Source organism: Cellulomonas sp. P24 (assembly GCF_024704385.1).
Lineage (GTDB): Bacteria > Actinomycetota > Actinomycetes > Actinomycetales > Cellulomonadaceae > JAJDFX01.
Genome location: NZ_JAJDFX010000002.1, coordinates 4,184,448 through 4,202,025, shown reverse-complemented (window position 1 = coordinate 4,202,025; position 17,578 = coordinate 4,184,448). Strand labels below are relative to the sequence as shown.

The following is a 17,578-nucleotide window of genomic DNA, read 5'->3' as shown; positions in this document are numbered from 1 at the left end:
GGGTCAGTTCTCCTTGCTGGGCGCGGACCCGGTCGACGACTCGGTCGTCCCGGTACCGTCGCCGGAGGTCATGAGATCGAGGAAGCGGTCGAAGAGGTAGGCCGCGTCGTGCGGACCGGCGGCGGCCTCCGGGTGGTACTGGACCGAGAAGGCCGGGATGTCGAGGCACCGAAGACCCTCGACGACGTCGTCGTTCAGTCCGACGTGCGAGACGACGACGCGACCGTAGCGACCGTCACCGTACGGCGCGGTCGTCTCCGCGCCACGCGGTGCGTCGACCGCGAAGCCGTGGTTCTGGGAGGTGATCTCGACCCGTCTGGTGCTGAGGTCCATCACCGGCTGGTTGATGCCGCGATGCCCGAAGGCCAGCTTGTAGGTGCCGAAGCCCAGGGCCCGTCCGAGGATCTGGTTGCCGTAGCAGATGCCGAAGTACGGGATCCTCCGATCGAGGACCTCACGGAGCAGGTCGACCTCGTGCGTCGAGGCGGCCGGGTCGCCGGGGCCGTTCGAGAAGAACACCCCGTCCGGCTCGAGAGCGAGGACCTCGTCGATCCCGATGCTGCTCGGCACCACGTGCACCCGCATCCCGCGCTCGGCGAGCCGGTGCGGCGTCATGGACTTGATCCCGAGGTCGAGGGCGACGACCGTCGCCGTCGGCTCGGCACCGGCGAACTCACCGCACGGCTCGACGACGTACGTCTCCGACGTCGTCACCTCGCCGGCGAGGTCCGCGCCGGCCATCGGCGGAACCGCGCGCACGTCCGCCACGAGGTCGTCCACGGGACGCGGCTCTCCTCGGTCCGTGAGCGCGTCCCCGGAGAAGATCCCCGCACGCATGACACCCGCGTTCCGGAGGTGGCGCGTGAGCGCACGCGTGTCGATCGCGCTGATCCCGACGATCCCCTGGTCGACCAGGGCCTCGTCGAGCGGACCGTCCGCCCGCCAGCTCGACGCCCGCCGGGCGGGGTCCCGCACGACGTAGCCGCTCACCCAGATGCGACGCGACTCGCCGTCCTCGTCGTTGACACCGGTGTTGCCGATGTGGGGGGCGGTCATCACGACGATCTGACGGTGGTACGACGGGTCGGTCAGCGTCTCCTGGTACCCGGACATCCCGGTGTTGAAGACGATCTCGCCGAACGTCGCGCCGCGTGCCCCGTAGGCGCGGCCGGTGAACGTCCGTCCGTCCTCGAGGACCAGCAGTGCCGCGCCGTGCGAGAGGGCGGCGACGGGCCGGCCGGTGGTCTCGGTGCTCATGATTCCTCTTCCTGCAGGTGGGACGTGACGGCTCGGTCGTCGGCCCGCGCCAGTGTCGCGATCGCCTCGACGAGCCTCGGACGGTCGGCTCTGTGCCGCGTGTGGAGCCCGGTGTCGAGGAGGATCCCCTCCCCGGCTGGCTCGCCCGGCGCTCGCCAGGTCAGCAGGACGATCCCGTCCCCTCCGACCACCTTGCCGGCGATGCCGGGCGCGGTGCCGGCTGCGCGGAGCGCCGTGGCGGGGATGAACAGGTCGGTCGCCCCTGGACGCAGGATCCTCACCCCGCCGTCGAACACCTGGGTGACCGCCGGTCCCCGGAGCCCGAGATCGTGCGCGGTGACGCGGTCGAGCCAGTCACCGGCCACGGTCGTGGACACGTACGTCGCCTCGACCGGGTCGGTGCGAGGCCGCCCGAGGTCCGCAGAACCGTCAGCGGGCACGGTCGGCAACGCGGGGACGAGGGCGCCCGTGCGTCGGGTCCGGTGCTGCCACCCCCGCCACATCCCCCCACAGCCCGAGCGCCCCGAGCCCGAGGACCAGGACGCTGCTGATCGCCGGCGGCATCAGTGGGCCGCTGCCGGGACGAGTCGACCGTCCAGGACCGTGGGCCGCCCGCGCAGGAAGGTGGCGACGGTGTGCCCGGGCAGCTCGCGTCCGCGGAACGGGGAGTTCGTCGACATCGTCGCGTGTGCCGCCGGGTCGACCACCCGGGTGCTGCGCGGGTCCCAGACGAGGAGGTTCGCCGGCTCCCCCACGGCCACCGGTCGTCCCTGGTCCGCAACCCGCCCGATGCGCGCCGGAGCCTCGGACATCGTCCGGGCCACGTCGCGCCAGGTCAGGCGGCCGGTGTCCACGAGCGTCAGCTGCACCACCGGCAGCGCCGTCTCGAGACCCGTCATGCCGAAGGCCGCCGCAGCCCACTCGCAGTCCTTGTCCTCGACGGTGTGCGGGGCGTGGTCGGTCGCGACGATGTCGATCGTGCCGTCGGCCACACCCGCCCGGACCGCCTCGACGTCAGCGGACGTCCGCAGCGGAGGGTTGACCTTGAAGATCGGGTCGTAGCCGCGCACGAGGTCGTCGGTGAGGCCGAGGTGGTGCGGTGTCGCCTCGGCGGTGACGTCGATGCCCCGCGCCTTCGCCCACCGGATGATCTCGACCGAGCCGGCCGTCGAGAGGTGGCACACGTGCAGCCGCGACCCGACGTGGTCGGCGAGCAGGACGTCGCGCGCGATGATCGCCTCCTCCGCCACGGACGGCCAGCCGGCCAGCCCGAGCTGCGCGGAGACCTCGCCCTCGTGCATCTGTGAGCCCTCGGTCAGCCGCGGGTCCTGCGAGTGCTGCGCGATGACGCCGTCGAAGGCCTTGACGTACTCGAGCGCGCGGCGCATGAGCACCGGGTCGTGCACGCACTTGCCGTCGTCGGAGAACACCCGCACGTGCGCGGCGGAGTCGGCCATCGCCCCGAGCTCGGCGAGGTGCTCCCCCGCGAGTCCGACGCTCACCGCACCGACCGGGTGCACGTCGACCCAGCCGCTGTCCCGGCCGATCCGCCAGACCTGCTCGACCACTCCGGCGGTGTCGGCCACGGGTGAGGTGTTGGCCATCGCGTGGACCGCCGTGAACCCGCCGAGCGCCGCCGCACGCGTCCCGGTCTCGATCGTCTCGGCGTCCTCACGACCGGGTTCACGCAGGTGCGTGTGGAGGTCGACCAGCCCCGGCAGCACGACGCAACCGTCCGCCTCGACGACCAACGCCTCGTCGGCCGCCGCCGCGGCATCGGAGCCGAGGGCAGCCACCAGTCCGTCGCGGACCAGGACGTCGGTGACGTCCTCGCCGTAGAGCCGTCCACCGCGGATCAGGTACGTGGTCATCGTGCGTCCTCCTGGAGGGTGCTGCTCGGGGTCTCCTGCGCGAGGAGGAGGTACAACGCCGCCATCCGGACGGCGACGCCGTTGGCGACCTGCTCGACGATCACCGCGCGCGGCGAGTCTGCCGCGGTCGCGGAGATCTCCAGGCCACGGTTCATCGGCCCGGGGTGCATCACGATCGCATGCTCCGGCAGACGCGCCATGCGCTGGCCGTCGAGCCCGTAGCGCCGCGTGTACTCGACCGCGCTCGGGAAGAAGCCCCCGCCCGCGGTGCTCATCCGCTCGCGCTGCACCCGCAGCATCATGATGGCGTCCGGACGGTCGTCGGCGATGACGGCGTCCAGGTCGTAGGACACCCGGCACGGCCACGGCCCGATGCCCACCGGCAGGAGCGTCGGCGGCGCCACCAGCGTGACCTCGGCGCCGAGGGTGTGCAGGAGGTCGACGTTCGACCGCGCGACGCGCGAGTGCAGCACGTCGCCCACGATCGCCACCCGCAGGCCCGCGAGATCACGACCGGTGACGTCGGCCGTCGCACCCTCCCCGACCAGGTGGCGCCGCATCGTGTACGCGTCGAGGAGCGCCTGCGTCGGGTGCTGGTGCGTGCCGTCGCCGGCGTTCAGCACCGCACCCTGGGTCCAGCCGGACGTCGCGAGCGTGTGCGGCGCGCCGGACGCGGGGTGGCGGATCACGACCGCGTCCGCCCCCCATCGCCTGGAGGGTGAGGGCCGTGTCCTTGAGCGACTCGCCCTTGGAGACGCTCGAGCCCTTCGCCGAGAAGTTGATGACGTCGGCGGAGAGCCGCTTGGCCGCCGTCTCGAACGAGATGCGCGTCCGGGTCGAGTCCTCGTAGAACAGGTTGACGACGGTCCGCCCCCGCAGCGTCGGGAGCTTCTTGATCTCGCGTGCCTGGGTCGCCGCCATCTGCGCCGCAGTGTCCAGGATCAGCACGGCCTCGTCCCGCGACAGGTCGGCGGTGGAGAGCAGGTGCTTCATCGCGCACCCCCGTCGATCAGCACGGCGTCGGTGCCGTCGGTCTCGGTCAGCAGGACGCGCACCCGCTCCGCCGTCGACGTCGGGAGGTTCTTCCCGACGTAGTCGGGCCGGATCGGCAGCTCGCGGTGACCGCGATCCACCAGTGCGGCGAGCTGGACCACCCGAGGGCGCCCGAGGTCGTTGAGCGCGTCGAGAGCCGCGCGGATCGTCCGGCCCGAGAACAGGACGTCGTCGACGAGGACGACCACACGTCCGTCGATCCCGCCGGGTGGGAGCACCGTGGCGCCGATCGTGCGGGTCGGGTGACGCCGCAGGTCGTCCCGGTACATCGTGATGTCGAGGCTGCCGACGAGGGCCGCGGGGTCGACCGTCGGCTCGACCTCGGCGAGGCGCGCCGCGAGCCGGTGCGCCAAGGGCAGCCCGCGGGTCGGGATGCCGAGCAGCACGAGCTCGGCAGCACCCTTGTTGCGTTCGAGGATCTCGTGCGCGATCCGGGTCAGCGCGCGCCCGATCTCGAGCGGGCCGAGCACTTCGGTGGCGGTCGTCCCCGGCGCGGAACCCGCACTCTCGGGGGACTCAGGGGGCTGCATGGGTGCAGCAGGGCCAGCTGACATGTCGTGCTCCTTCCCCGCCTCACAGGACGGGCCTTAAAGGACTCTCTGTCAGGGGCAGAGTCTAGCGCGACGACGTGGGAGCTCGCGTGCCAGGGCCCGGTCGCTCAAGGAGAAGCCGAACGGGGTCGATGGGGATCGAGTGATCTGGGTGTCGACGACCGCGACTGCCGCTCTCACGTTGCTGGTCTTCTGGCTACCGGGCTGGTGGGGACTCGGCGTCCTCCGGATCGACGGGCTGCGTCGCTTCGCGCTCGCCCCGTTGGTGACGACCTTCCTGTGCGGGATCGGCGCCGTCGTCACCAGCATGCTCCATGTGCGGTGGAACCTGCTGTCCATGGTCGTCACCTGTGTCGCTGCCATCGGCGTCGCACGACTGGCATGGCGACGGTCGCAGAACCACCTTCCGCGCACCACCTCGGCGATCGCCGCGAACGACGCGAACGACGCGTCACGCCACAGGCTGGGCCTGCGGGTGGTTGCCTCCGTGACGGCCGGTGCCCTCACGATCCTGCTGCCGTTCGCGATCGGGATGGGCTCACCCGAGCGATCCCTCAACGCGTGGGATGCGCCGTTCCACCTGGACGCGCTCGAGTACATCCGTGAGACCGGGCGTGCGTCTCCGCTCGACATCCTCGCCATGTTGGGAAACGGCCCCCATCAGGGGGTGTACCCCACCGGTTGGCACTCGATCGCGGCGCTGATCCCGGTGTGGCCGTCCAGAGCCGTCGTCTTCACCGTGGCCGCCTATCTCCCCCTCGCGCTGGCGTGGTCCGCCGGGCTCGCTCTCCTGACCCGATCCGTCTTCCCCGAGAACCCGTCTGCCGCGGTGCTCGCCCCCCTCTTGGCTGCAACGGGGGCAGTCCCGGTCTACGTGATGTCGACGCTCGGAGTGGTCGCCAACGCCTGGGCCCTTGCACTGGCTCCCGCGGCGGCAGCGACAGTGATCACGGCCTGGCGGAGCCGGTCACCTCTCGACACCGGTCTCGCGGTGGCGTGCGTCATCGGGCTCGGTCTCGCGCACCCCGGTCCCGTGATCGCACTCGCGGTCGCGAGCATCCCGGTGTCCGGCCCTGCCGGGCTCGCGTTCATGAGACGCCAGATGCGTCACGCGCGCGGCCGTGTGCTCGTAGCCGTCGGTGCCGTTGTGACCGCTGCGGCTCTGGTGCTTGCGCTCCGCCACACCGCCCTGGGCTTCGTCCTGGGCCTGCGTGGGGCAGCGTCGTCCGGATGGCCGTGGAGCATCTTCGACGTCGTCAACGGCTCCCAGGGCGAGACCGTCTCGAGCGGCGTCGTCGTCGTCGTTGCGGCCGGGGTAGGCATTCGCCTTGGCTGGGCCGATCGTCGACGTCGCGCTGTGGTGCTCGGCGGCGCGATCCTTCTGCTGCTCCCCATCGTCGCCGATGCTCGTCTCGGCTTCGCCGAGGTGCTCCTTCGGCCCTGGTACTCGGACATCTCGCGTCTGGCCCCGGTGGCGTGGGCGTTGATCGTCAGCCTCGCGTCCCACGGGATCACCGAGGGCACGCGCCGGCTCGTGGCCTCCGGGCGGATGGACGCAGGATCCCGACCTCAGCTTGCCGTACCGCTCGTCGCCGCCGTCTGCATCGTCGCCGTTGGCGTCCCGACCTTCAGCGGATCGAGACGCCTCGCGGCTCATGCCCTCTCCGGCTCCCTTGCCGACAGCCCCTACATCAGCACCGACGAGCAGAGAATGATCGACAGGCTGCCGCGGGAGATCGATCCAACCAAGGCGGTCCTTGGATCGACGTACGCAGGTGCGGCACATCTCTACGGACTCATCGGGCAGCGGGTGTCGCTTCGCAACCACTACAGCGAGCCCGACGCGGCCATCCGCTACATCAGCGCACATCTCGCGGACCTCGGCACAGATCCGCACCTGTGTGCGGCGCTCAGCTCCGAGAACATCCGCTACCTCTACGTCGACAGCAGGCCGAGCCCGCTCGGCGCGGGGGCGCAGAGCTTCCTGGAGCCGCCTCCCGCGGGAGTCGCCCTCGTCGACAGTGGCGGATCGGCAGCCGTGTACGACGTCACGGCGTGCCGGTGACGTGAGCACACCACTGTCGCGCCGGTACGCCGACGCACTCATGACATCGACCCTGCCGCCGATACTCACGGCATGACCGACGGTGGAGATCCATGGGTGCTGATCGCCCAAGGGGTCGTCGCTGGACTCCTCGTCGGGTTGGCACTGCTCTTCGCCAACTGGAGTCGTGCCGAGGACCGCGACATCGGCAGCCGGTGGCTCGCGGCGTGGTCCGCGAACCTTGCGGTACTGGCGACGGTGAACGCAGCGCTCGGGGTGGCTGAACCCTCGGGCGTCACCGAGGCCCTTCTGTTCGTGCGTGCCCAGGGGCTCGCGGGCGTTGTGCTGATCGCGGCCCCGGCCATCAGGGCGCTCACGAACGGGCCCCGCGTCCGGATCGCGATGGTCGCCGCCGGCGGCCTGTTCCTTGCTCGCGCGGCACTGTGGCTCGGCTCGGATCTCGTCGTCACCCACCAGGTCGCGTCGACGGACGTGTCGAACCACGGGCCGCTCTACGCCCCGACCTTCCTCGTGCCGCTGACCGTCGTCGCGTCCTACACGACCCTGGCCTTGGCGCGCACCCCGCGCTCGCGCTTCCGTGCACTTCTCGCGATCTCGGCGTCGAGCAGCGTGGCACTGATCCTTCTCCTCCACGTCGTCGTGCGTGACGGCAGCGCGGTACCAGCACCGATCATCTGGACCCTCCCGCTGGTCGTGCTGCTCGTCGTCCTCGCCTTCCGGAAGACCCGCCTGAGACTGGAGAAGGAGCGCCGCGAGGCCAAGATGCGCGCCGACCAGGTCGCACTGAGCAATGCGGTGTGGTTCCAGCAAGGACCAGAGGCGATGCTCGACCTCGCCGTCGCGATGGCACAGACGATGCTCGACGACCCCGGGCTGACCGGCAGCATCCGTCGCCTGTCACGAGGCAGCCACGTCGTCGGTCTGTACCCGAGCGCGACGGTTCCCGTGGTGGGGCTCGACGCGGGCTACCTCGACGCGCTGACCCGGATCGTCACGACGTCTGCAGATCAGCACGCTCTCGCGGCCGACATGCGGCACGCCGCCCTGACGGACCGGCTCACGAAGCTGCCGAACCGGTCCGCGCTCGAGGCCCACCTGTATGACGCCCTTGCCCGGGCTGATGAGAGCCAGTCTCGCGTGGCCGTGATCTTCTGCGACATAGACGACTTCAAGAAGATCAACGACGAGCACGGCCACCCTCGAGGCGATGCCATCCTCGTCGAGGTCGCCGGCCGGTTCCGCGAGATCGCCGGAGAGAGCGCGTACGTCGCGAGGTTCGGCGGTGACGAGTTCGTCGTCGTCCTCCCCGACGCCGGTACCGACGAGGAGATCCTCGGAACCGCGCGTCTGCTGCGCCTGAGCCTCGAGTCGGGAACGCCGCGACCGACGGACGCCCCTGCGCTCTCCGTCGGGATCGCCCTCTGGAGCCCTGGGGAGGACCGGGACCCACATCGCCTGCTACGCGACGCGGACACTGCGATGTACGGCGCGAAGGCCGACCGTGACGGGGTGCTGATGTTCGACCAGTCGCTGCGGGACAGCCTCCTGACCGAGATCGAAGCCCAGGACGCTCTCGCACGAGGTGTCGAGGCCGACGAGATCGAGGCCCACTTCCAGCCCGTGGTCGACATGACCACCCGCGAGATCAGGAGCTACGAGGCACTCGCGCGCTGGCGGCATGGGAACACGTGGCGCCTGCCTGGTGACTGGCTGCCCCGCGCGGAGTCGAGCGGACTGATCGTCCGGATCGGGCTCGAGATGATCCGGCAGGCCAGGCAGCACAGCGACGTCACCGGGCTCCCGGTCGCGGTGAACGTAGCCCCGAGGCAGCTCATGGAGCCCCAGTTCGTCGCCGAGGTCATGCGCGCGTGGGGGTGCGACGACTGGGACCGCCTGATCCTCGAGATCACCGAGAGCGCCCTCGTGGACGACCTCCGCCGGGCGGAGGAGGCACTGACCCACCTGCGCGCGCTGGGCGTCCGGGTGGCGCTGGACGACTTCGGGACCGGCTACAGCTCGATCGCACGACTCGGCGGACTGCCGATCGACGTCCTGAAGATCGATCGCGCGTTCGTGGCCGAGGTGCGGACGACTCGCGGTCGGGCGGTCGTCCGTGCGATCCTCGCGCTCGCGGACGCGTACGGCCTCGACGTCATCGCCGAGGGCGTCGAGACCGAGGACGAGCTCGCTGCGCTCGCCGACCTGGGCCGGATGGAGGTCCAGGGATTCCTGACGGGCAGGGCCGCGCCGCCGGTCGACGCGTGCGAGGAGTCGGCCTGAGGCGCGCTCAGGCCAGCAGCGTCGGCTTGAGGTCCACGATCCGGCCGAGGAGACCGTTGACGAAGGTCGGCGACTCGTCGGTCGAGAGGCTCCGCGCCAGGTCGACGGCCTCGTCGACGGCCACCGCGTCGGGCACGTCGTCGTTGAAGAGGATCTCCCACGTACCGATACGAAGCAGAGCGCGGTCGACAGCCGGCATCCGGCCGATCGTCCAGCCGTGCGCATGCGACGCGATCAGCTCGTCGATCCGCTCGAGGTGAGCGAAGACGCCCTCGACGATCTCCACCGAGTACTGCGGCAGTGCCGCCTCGGACCCCGACGTGACCACGCGCTCCGCGAGCAGCGTCAGCGGCGCGAGGTCCCGCTGCTCCGCCTCGAACAGGACGTCGAGGGCGCGTTTGCGAGCCTTGGTCCGGGCACCCACGTCAGTCGTTCACGCGGCCCAGGTACGAGCCGTCACGGGTGTCGACCTTGACCCGCGTGCCTGCCTCGATGAACAACGGCACCTGGATCTCGTAGCCCGTCTCGACGGTGGCCGGCTTCGTCCCGCCGGTGGAGCGGTCACCCTGGAGTCCGGGCTCGGTGTACGTGATCTCGAGGACGACCGACGGCGGCAGCTCGACGTACAGCGGCACGCCCTCGTTGGTCGCGACGAGCGCGTTCTGGTTCTCGAGCAGGAAGTTCGCCGCGTCGCCCACCGTCGCCTCGGGCACCGGGAGCTGGTCGAACGTCGAGGTGTCCATGAAGATGAAGTCGGTGCCGTCCTTGTACAGGTACTGCATGTCACGCTTGTCGACGTTCGCCGTCTCGACCTTCAGACCTGCGTTGAACGTCTTGTCGACGACCTTGCCCGACAGCACGCTCTTGAGCTTGGTCCGGACGAACGCGCCGCCCTTTCCGGGCTTGACGTGCTGGAACTCGATGACGGTCCAGAGCTGGCCGTCGATCTTCAGCACGATGCCGTTCTTCAGGTCGTTCGTGGTCGCCACGATTGCTGCTTCCTGTCGAGGGTGAGGATGTCCGTCCCGACCGCCGTGATGTCCGGGCGGTCAACAGACCGGCGATGATCCTACCGCGTCGGTGCCCCTGGCACTGTCGGCGCGATCCGCCGTCCGGTACATCAGCCCAGGACGGCACGACCGAGCAGCCCGATGGCGGCGGCCCAGAGCATCGAGGCGAGCGTCCCGATGACGAACCGTTCCGACGCGCCGGGGTTCTCCTTGAGCTCGGGATAGCGGCCAAGGCCCTTGACAGCGATCACGAAGGCGATCGCGGTCGGGAACCCCGTCAGGACGGAGCCGGTGATCGCGGCGCGCTCGAGGATTCCGATCCAGGCGCCGCCACGCAGCGAGGCCCGGGCCCGGGCACCGTCCGGCCCGTCGGAGACCGCGGCATCGGCAGTGTCGGAAGCACGCTCGCCGGCATCGGACGAGCGGGAGGCGAGTCGCAGGATGCCGCGGGTGACTGGCCACCCGAGCATGATGCTGACGAGCATCGACAGCGCGCCGACGGCGATGGTCGTGGCCGTGGTCATCGAGCACCTCGATCGTCGGGGGCGCAACGGCCCAGGTAGCGGGGAACGTCAGTTCTCCGCGTGTGCGGGTCCATCGTGTCCGACGGCGTCCGCCTCGTCGAGGAGGCGTGCCGCCAGCGGGAGCACGGCCTGCTCCTCGGACCACAGGGCGGTCCGCAACCGCTGGCTCACCGCCTGCTGGCTGATCCCGAGGCGTGCGGCGAGCGCCTCCTGCCGTGCGGATGTCCCCCCCCGCGCGCATCTCGTCGACCACGACCCAGCCCGCATCGGTGCGCCGGCCGCGTAGCGTCGCGATCAGCACCAGCAGGCTCTCTGCGTCCCGGGCGCGGTCCGGATCCGTTCCTCGCACGACGAGCGGGACCGTACGCTGACGGCTCTTGGCGGCCTCGACGGCGTCACGCGCCAGGACGAAGGCCTGTCCCGCTCCCGCCCGCGTGCTCGTGGGCAGCGGAAGGTCGACAGGACCGGCGCCGATCCCGATGCTCCACCCTCCCCACCGGAGGATGTCGAGCACGATCTCGAGCACCACGCCCGATGAGTCGGCCACTGCCTGGACCTCGTCCCCGACCGTCCGTTCGAACGGTCGTACCAGGCCGGGGCGCGTGAGGGCCGGGTGTGCGGCGAGTGTGGACAGCAGGTCAGGGACGCGGTCGCCGTGCGCGCGACTCCCCTGCTGGTCGATCGTCAGGACGAACATAAGACAAGGCTAGACTCTTGTAACCATCCACACAAGCCCATAGGCTTGTCGACTAAGGGGCCATCGACCGCGTCAACAACGCAACGGGTCCGTCCACCTAGCGACGTGACGCCACCGCGCGGAGAGCCAGCTCGTAGGACTCGAACCCGAACCCGGCGATGGTCCCGGTGGCGACGGCACCGATGACCGAGGTGCGCCGGAACGCCTCACGCGCGTACGGGTTGGACAGATGAACCTCGACGAGCGTCAGTCCGCCGGACGTCACCTGAGCGGCGGCATCCCGCAGCGCATAGGAGTAGTGGGTGAACGCCGCCGGATTGAGCACCACGTGCACCCGTGCGTCCACCGCCTCGTGAAGCCACGAGACCAGCACGGACTCATCGTCCGTCTGCCGAACCTCGACCTCGAGCCCCAGCTCTGCGCCCCATCGCGCCCCGGCGTCGACAAGGTCCGCGTACGACGCCGACCCGTAGACCTCGGGTTCACGGGAGCCGAGGCGACCAAGGTTGGGGCCGTTGAGAACGAGCACGCGCGTCATGCCACGAGCCTAGCGGCCGCGCCTTTCACAGCGAGATCGCACGTCCCGACGGCGCCTCGCCCCCGACCTCGGCATACGCCGCCAGGAGCAACGACGGATCCGGCCCCTCCAGGCGCGACGGACGCCCGATGCCGTCCAGCACCACGAACCTGAGCAGGTCACCCCGCGCCTTCTTGTCGCGCCGCATCGCGGTGTACAGCTGGTCCCACCGGTCCGGCCGGTAGGTGACCGGCAGCCCCACCGAGGTCAGGACCGACCGGTGCCGCGCGACCTCGTCGTCGCCGAGCCGCCCCGCCAACCGCGCGAGCTCGGCCGCGAACACCATGCCGACCGAGACCGCCGCACCGTGTCGCCACGCGTACCGCTCGGTCAGCTCGATCGCGTGGGCAAACGTGTGACCGTAGTTGAGGATCTCGCGAAGACCGGACTCCCGCAGGTCCTCCCCCACGACGCGTGCCTTCACCGCGACCGCCCGCTCGATGAGCTCGTGCAGGACGGGCAGGTGCGCGCCGGTCGCCGTGACCGGATCCGCAAGCCCCTCCGGATCACGCTCGACGAGCGTGAGGATCTCGGGGTCGGCGATCAGCCCGCACTTGATCACCTCGGCAAGCCCGGCGACGTAGTCGTATCGCGGCAACGTCTCGAGAGAAGCGAGGTCGCACAGCACCCCGACCGGCGGGTGAAACGTGCCGACCAGGTTCTTGCCCTCGGCCGTGTTGATACCCGTCTTCCCCCGACGGCGGCGTCGACCATCGCGAGCAGCGTGGTGGCGATGTGGATCACCCGCACCCCGCGCAGCCACGTCGATGCCACGAACCCCGCGAGGTCCGTCGTCGCGCCGCCGCCAAGAGACACGATCACGTCGGAGCGGGTGAACTCGGCCTGTCCGAGCACCTGCCAGCAGAACGACGCCACCTCGATGGACTTCGCGGCCTCGGCGTCCGGGATCTCGGCGAGCACGACGGTGTAGCCCACCGCGACGAGGTCGTCGCGGATCGCCGCTGCCGACGCCGCGAGGGCAGCCGGACTGATGATCAGCACCTTCGTGGTCGAGTCGCCGAGCAGCCGGGGCAGCTCCCCGAGCAGGTGGGAGCCGATCACGACGTCGTACGGTGCGTCCCCCTCGACCCGAACGGTGCTCGAAGGCGCGGGCGTCGTCGCACTCATGCGGGGTCCTTGTCGGTGTCGGTCGGCCGGGTGACGAGCCCGTGGTCACGAGCATCGAGCTCCGCCTCGATCTGGGCGGCGACCTCCTCAGGGGTCTGCCCGTCCGTCAGCAGGCGCATGTCGCTGACGGCCTCGTACACCCCGCGCCGCGCATCCATCAGCTGCTGCCACTGGGCGCGCGGGTTCCCGAGCAGCAACGGCCTCGAGGTGGCGAACCCGACCCGGGGTGCGGCGTGGCGCAGACTCACGTCAAGGAACACCACGACGCCACCACGCGATCGGTACTCGGTCAGACGCGCCTGGGTCTGCGGGTCGAGAACGGCTCCCCCGCCGAGAGCCAGGACTCCGTCGTGCTCGCTCAGAGCACGAGCGACGGCGTCCTGCTCCCAGGCACGAAACACCGACTCGCCGTCGTCGACGAAGATCTCGCTGATCGGCTTGCCCGCCGCGACCTCGACGTCGGTGTCGGTGTCTCGGACCGCCGCACCCCAATGGCGTGCGAGAGCCGCAGCGACCGTGGACTTGCCCGCCCCCGGGGGCCCACGAGAACGACACGAGGCGCCGGCACGCGCGCACCCTCGGGGACCGGCGGCGGGGCGGGAGGGGTCAGATCAGGCACAGCCGAACCGTACCCGCCCGGACCGATCGCCCGCCCGCCGGTCCAGGACCGGCGCACGCCACGACCGCACCGACATCAGCGCTGCAGCTCCGGGATCGCCGCGACGTAGCCGGCGAGGTTCCGTCGAACCTCGCTCACCGAGTCGCCGCCGACCTTCTCGATCAGCGCATCGGCGAGCACGAGCGCCACCATCGCCTCGGCGACGACGGCCGCCGGAGGGACAGCGCAGACGTCCGAGCGTTGGTGCTGGGCCTGCGCCGGCTCGCCGGTCGCGGTGTCGACGGTGGCGAGCGCCCGGGGCACCGTCGAGATCGGCTTCATGGCCGCGCGCACCCGAAGGGTCTCGCCGTTGGTCATGCCGCCCTCGAGGCCACCGGCACGGTTGCTGCGGCGCGTGATGACACCGTCGGCGTTGCGTTCCATCTCGTCGTGCGCCTGCGAGCCGCGACGGGTCGCGGTCCGGAACCCGTCTCCGACCTCGACGCCCTTGATCGCCTGGATGCCCATGAGCGCACCGGCGAGCCGGGCGTCGAGCCTGCGATCCGCGTGGACGTAGGAGCCGAGACCGGACGGCAACCCGTAGGCGAGGACCTCGACGACTCCCCCGAGCGTGTCGCCGGCCCGATGGCAGTCGTCGATCTCCTCGACCATGGCCGCGGAGCTCTCGGGGTGGTGGCACCGAACCGGGTCGGCGTCGAGCGCCGCCACGTCGTCGGGCGTCGGGAGCCCCGCGTCATCAGGAACCGCAACCGGCCCGATCGCCACCACGTGCGAGACGAGGCGGATGCCGGCGGCCTGCGCGAGGAAGCGCGCGGCGACCGTACCGAGAGCGACACGGGTCGCCGTCTCCCGCGCCGAGGCACGCTCGAGCACCGGACGGGCGTCGTCGAACGCGTACTTGCGCATCCCGACGAGATCCGCGTGCCCGGGCCGCGGGCGCGTCAACGGCGCGTTGCGAGCGCGGTTGAGCTTCTCCGGGTCGTCCACGGGGTCGGCGGACATCACGTCGACCCACTTGGGCCACTCGGTGTTGCCGATCTCGATCGCGACAGGTCCACCCTGGCTCACGCCGAGGCGCACACCGCCGAGGATCCGCACCTCGTCCTGCTCGAACGCCATCCGCGCCCCGCGCCCGTACCCGAGCCTGCGACGCGCCAGGGCGGCGCGGACATCCGCAGTCCCGACCTCGACCCCGGCCGGCAGACCCTCGAGGATCCCGACCAACGCCTCACCGTGCGACTCACCGGATGTCAACCAACGCAGCATGGCGTGATCCTCCCACGCTCGCCCACGGGTTCTTCGGCCCGACCGGTCCGTGGAACGATGCTGCCGCCCCACCTGCACGAGGTGGGGCGGCAGCCACTGAGAGGCAGGTGCTCGCCAACACTCACGCAGCTCGTCAGATCAGGAGACCGACTGGAACGGGTTCTTCTGGCCCGACGGCGCAGGGAGCGTCGGTGCGGTGGTCGACGGTGCCGGGGTTGCGGTCGTCGCGGTCGGACCCAGGAGCACATAGGCGTATCCCGTGATCGTCAGCGAGAGATCACCGGCGGCGACGGCGGGGCGCCCACTCGACGCTCCGGCCGCCTGCTGGGACGTCGCCGTGATTCCCGTGGCGAGGAAGATCCGTCCTGAGCCGGTCTGGAAGGACGAGAGGAAGGCCGTTGTCTGGTCGTAGGTACCGCCCAGCGTGATCGTCAACGGCACTGCGTAGAAGCCCTTCGGCACGGCCGATGCCTGGGTCGCCGAGGTCGCGGTAGACGACCCCGAAGCGCCGCTGGCCGCGCTGCCCGCCGAGTCCGTGGCCGGCGCAGCCGTCGGTGCCGCCGCGCCCTGCACGGGTGCGAAGCCTGTAGGCGTCGTCGTGGTCACCGAGAAGATCGTCACACCCGATGTCGCGGCGAGCGTCGACAGACCCCGGTTGACCGCGGTGAGGTCGATCTTCTCCGGTATCTGCTCACGGAGTGTCGCGAGGGTCGCCTTGTACTCGTCGAGGTGGGTGAACTGATCCGCGAGCTTCACGATCTTCGCCTTCAAGATCACGTTCTGGGACTGCTGCGCCGTCGCCTGACTCCGCGAGTCGTCCGCCGCGGCCAGCTCAGGGGAGATCGCCAGGAGCCAGGTGAGCGCGAGGATCACCAGCGATCCAAAGGCCGCGGCGACGATCCAGGGGGTCGACCGGGTGGTGCCCATCAGTTGCCCTCCGTCGAAGCGAAGCGGTTGGCGAGCGCTGTCGTGGTGATCTGTACGGTCGCGCTCACCTGGTAGAACGTGACGCCGCCGGCGTCACTGATCGTCTCTGTCGAGAACCATGCGTCACCGAGCCCGGGGACACCATCGAGCGCGTCGAGCCAGTCCGAGGTGTCGATCATGGTCAGCGACTTGGCGGTGAACTGGATGGACCCGATGCTCGGTCCCGCCAGCGCGTTCGCCGCTGCCGGAGCCTGACGCAGCGGGTCGGACCCCACAGCGACCAAGTTGTCGATGCTCACTCCCGCGGGCGTCACAGCCCGGAGCGCGTTCACGTAGGGCGTCCAGAGAATCTCCGTCGAGGTGCCGAGGCGTCGCGCGGTCTCGACCTGGGAGATGTCCCCCAGGACCTTCGGAACCTCGGCGTACTTCGCTTGCTCAGCGGTCAACCGAGCAGTCTCCTGCTGGACGCTCTCGAGGTCTGCCGCGGCCGAGTTCGCCGCGACGAGCGCACCGGCGTAGCCAACCGCACTCACCGCGACGACGCCGAGCAGGACGAGCGCAAGGATCCGCTTGACGTGCTTGAGTCGTCGACCGGCCCGGACCTCCGGCGGCATGAGGTCGACCTGCGGCCACAACCCTGTCGGAGTGAACGCGAGCGCCGGACCGGCGGGTGCGCTGTTCGTGACGGTCATGCTGCGACTCCAAACGCGAGGCCGACGGACACCGCGAGGACCGACTGGACCTCGCTGAGGCCTGCGGCGCTGCTGGCGACACGCAATGTGGACAACGGCTGGCCGAGAGCGACAGGCACGCGGCTGGCGCTCGAGAGGAACTGCCCGAGGCCCGGGAGGAACGTCCCACCACCGGAGATGTAGACCTGCGTCACCGCACCGCCCGGGTTGCTGCTGGCGTAGTACACGAGCGTGTTGCGGATCGCCTCGATGAGCGATCCCGTCACGTCGTTGATGGCCTCCTTGGCAGGCTCGAGCTCGGGTACGACGGCGTACCCGACGCCGATCTCGCGCTTGAGCCCCTCAGCCTGCTCGATCGGGATGTTCAACGCGTGCGCCACCGCGTCGGTCACGTCCTGCCCGCCGGACGGAAGGATGCGTACGAACCGTGGACGTCCGGACGCGACGATCACGACGTTCGTCACCCGAGCGCCGATGTCGACGAGAGCGATCGTGCCCTCCGAGAGATCGCCACGTGCCTGCACGCGGGCCAGGGCGAAGGCGTTGAGATCGACCATCATGGGTCGGAGCCCGGCGAGCTCGACCGCCGCCGTGTTGGCCTTGACCGTCTCCTTGGTCGCTGCCACCAGGAGCCCGCGGTACACGGGGCCGTGCGGACCGTCTGCCGTGCTCGACGGGTAGTAGTCCAGCAGTGCGTCATCGACGGCGACCGGGATCAGGTCCTGGACCTGGAACGCGAGCGAGGTGCGCAGCTCCGGCAGCGGCATCGCCGGGAGATCCAGATCTCGGACGAGCACCCGTTGGTTGCCGACGCCGATGATCACATCCTTCGAGCCGAACTTGTTCTGCGCCCAGAGCTGCCGCAACGCTGACGCGACCGTCTGCGGTTCAGCGACCTCACCGTCGCGGACAGCCCCGCTCGGGAGCGGGATCTGACCGAACCGCACGAGCTCCGGCACGCCCTTCCCGGCCGGACCTCCGCTTCCGAACTCGACCTCGGCCGCACGCACGTGCGTCGTACCGATGTCGAGACCGATGACCCGGGTCTTGGACACGTGAAC

Annotated in this window: 15 protein-coding genes and 3 pseudogenes; 2 read left to right on the top strand and 16 right to left on the bottom strand. The window is 70.4% G+C overall.

Annotated features, from left to right (window positions below):
• Positions 1 to 3: 3 nt before the first annotated feature.
• From carA to pyrR, 5 genes and pseudogenes are all read right to left on the bottom strand, one after another.
• A complete protein-coding gene (gene carA, locus LJB74_RS19565; RefSeq protein WP_259310084.1) occupies positions 4 to 1,257 on the bottom strand; it encodes a glutamine-hydrolyzing carbamoyl-phosphate synthase small subunit in 1,254 nt (417 codons plus the stop codon).
• Entirely contained in the window at positions 1,254 to 1,634 is a 381-nt protein-coding gene (locus LJB74_RS19560; RefSeq protein ID WP_259310083.1) for a hypothetical protein, read from the bottom strand. The genes carA and LJB74_RS19560 overlap by 4 nt, the downstream gene beginning before the upstream one ends.
• Positions 1,635 to 1,820: 186 nt before the next feature.
• Positions 1,821 to 3,128 carry a dihydroorotase gene (locus tag LJB74_RS19555; RefSeq protein ID WP_259310082.1) on the bottom strand — a complete coding sequence of 436 codons (1,308 nt, stop codon included), beginning with the start codon at positions 3,126 to 3,128 and terminating at the stop codon, positions 1,821 to 1,823.
• Positions 3,125 to 4,121 (bottom strand): annotated as a pseudogene (locus LJB74_RS19550) (aspartate carbamoyltransferase catalytic subunit). The gene LJB74_RS19555 and the pseudogene LJB74_RS19550 overlap by 4 nt, the downstream one beginning before the upstream one ends.
• A complete protein-coding gene (gene pyrR, locus LJB74_RS19545) occupies positions 4,118 to 4,735 on the bottom strand; it encodes a bifunctional pyr operon transcriptional regulator/uracil phosphoribosyltransferase PyrR (RefSeq protein WP_396125202.1) in 618 nt (205 codons plus the stop codon). The pseudogene LJB74_RS19550 and the gene pyrR overlap by 4 nt, the downstream one beginning before the upstream one ends.
• A 148-nt stretch (positions 4,736 to 4,883) precedes the next feature.
• Between pyrR and LJB74_RS19540 the strand changes: the two genes are divergently transcribed.
• Entirely contained in the window at positions 4,884 to 6,797 is a 1,914-nt protein-coding gene (locus tag LJB74_RS19540; RefSeq protein ID WP_259310081.1) for a DUF6541 family protein, read from the top strand.
• 72 nt (positions 6,798 to 6,869) lie between these two features.
• Positions 6,870 to 9,077 carry a bifunctional diguanylate cyclase/phosphodiesterase gene (locus tag LJB74_RS19535; RefSeq protein ID WP_259310080.1) on the top strand — a complete coding sequence of 736 codons (2,208 nt, stop codon included), beginning with the start codon at positions 6,870 to 6,872 and terminating at the stop codon, positions 9,075 to 9,077.
• A gap of 7 nt (positions 9,078 to 9,084) precedes the next feature.
• Here the strand turns inward: LJB74_RS19535 and nusB are convergent, their stop codons facing one another.
• The 11 genes and pseudogenes from nusB to pilM all read right to left on the bottom strand — a co-directional run bounded on the left by nusB (position 9,085) and on the right by pilM (position 17,572).
• A complete protein-coding gene (gene nusB, locus LJB74_RS19530; RefSeq protein WP_259310079.1) occupies positions 9,085 to 9,501 on the bottom strand; it encodes a transcription antitermination factor NusB in 417 nt (138 codons plus the stop codon).
• A gap of 1 nt (position 9,502) precedes the next feature.
• Entirely contained in the window at positions 9,503 to 10,066 is a 564-nt protein-coding gene (gene efp, locus LJB74_RS19525; RefSeq protein WP_259310078.1) for an elongation factor P, read from the bottom strand.
• Positions 10,067 to 10,197: 131 nt separating this feature from the next.
• On the bottom strand, positions 10,198 to 10,611 hold the full coding sequence (locus LJB74_RS19520; RefSeq protein ID WP_259310077.1) for a hypothetical protein: 414 nt from the start codon (positions 10,609 to 10,611) through the stop codon (positions 10,198 to 10,200).
• Between the two features lie 48 nt (positions 10,612 to 10,659).
• Complete coding sequence (locus LJB74_RS19515; RefSeq protein WP_259310076.1) at positions 10,660 to 10,782, bottom strand: hypothetical protein; 123 nt, start codon at positions 10,780 to 10,782, stop codon at positions 10,660 to 10,662.
• Positions 10,783 to 11,405: 623 nt separating this feature from the next.
• Positions 11,406 to 11,846: a type II 3-dehydroquinate dehydratase gene (locus LJB74_RS19510; protein WP_259310075.1), complete on the bottom strand. Its 441-nt coding sequence runs from the start codon at positions 11,844 to 11,846 to the stop codon at positions 11,406 to 11,408.
• A 25-nt stretch (positions 11,847 to 11,871) separates the two neighbouring features.
• Positions 11,872 to 13,013 (bottom strand): annotated as a pseudogene (gene aroB, locus LJB74_RS19505) (3-dehydroquinate synthase).
• A pseudogene (locus LJB74_RS19500) lies at positions 13,010 to 13,489 on the bottom strand (shikimate kinase); the annotation flags it as partial. The pseudogenes LJB74_RS19500 and aroB, both read right to left, overlap by 4 nt.
• Before the next feature lie 218 nt (positions 13,490 to 13,707).
• Positions 13,708 to 14,898, bottom strand: coding sequence for a chorismate synthase (aroC, locus tag LJB74_RS19495; protein ID WP_259310074.1), 1,191 nt, complete (start codon positions 14,896 to 14,898; stop codon positions 13,708 to 13,710).
• 138 nt (positions 14,899 to 15,036) lie between these two features.
• Positions 15,037 to 15,825 (bottom strand): hypothetical protein, encoded by a 789-nt coding sequence (locus tag LJB74_RS19490; protein ID WP_259310073.1) that lies wholly within the window; start codon positions 15,823 to 15,825, stop codon positions 15,037 to 15,039.
• Entirely contained in the window at positions 15,825 to 16,517 is a 693-nt protein-coding gene (locus tag LJB74_RS19485) for a fimbrial assembly protein (RefSeq protein WP_259310072.1), read from the bottom strand. Before LJB74_RS19485 ends, LJB74_RS19490 begins: the two co-directional genes overlap by 1 nt.
• Complete coding sequence (pilM, locus tag LJB74_RS19480) at positions 16,514 to 17,572, bottom strand: type IV pilus assembly protein PilM (RefSeq protein ID WP_259310071.1); 1,059 nt, start codon at positions 17,570 to 17,572, stop codon at positions 16,514 to 16,516. Before pilM ends, LJB74_RS19485 begins: the two co-directional genes overlap by 4 nt.
• Between the last annotated feature and the right edge of the window lie 6 nt (positions 17,573 to 17,578).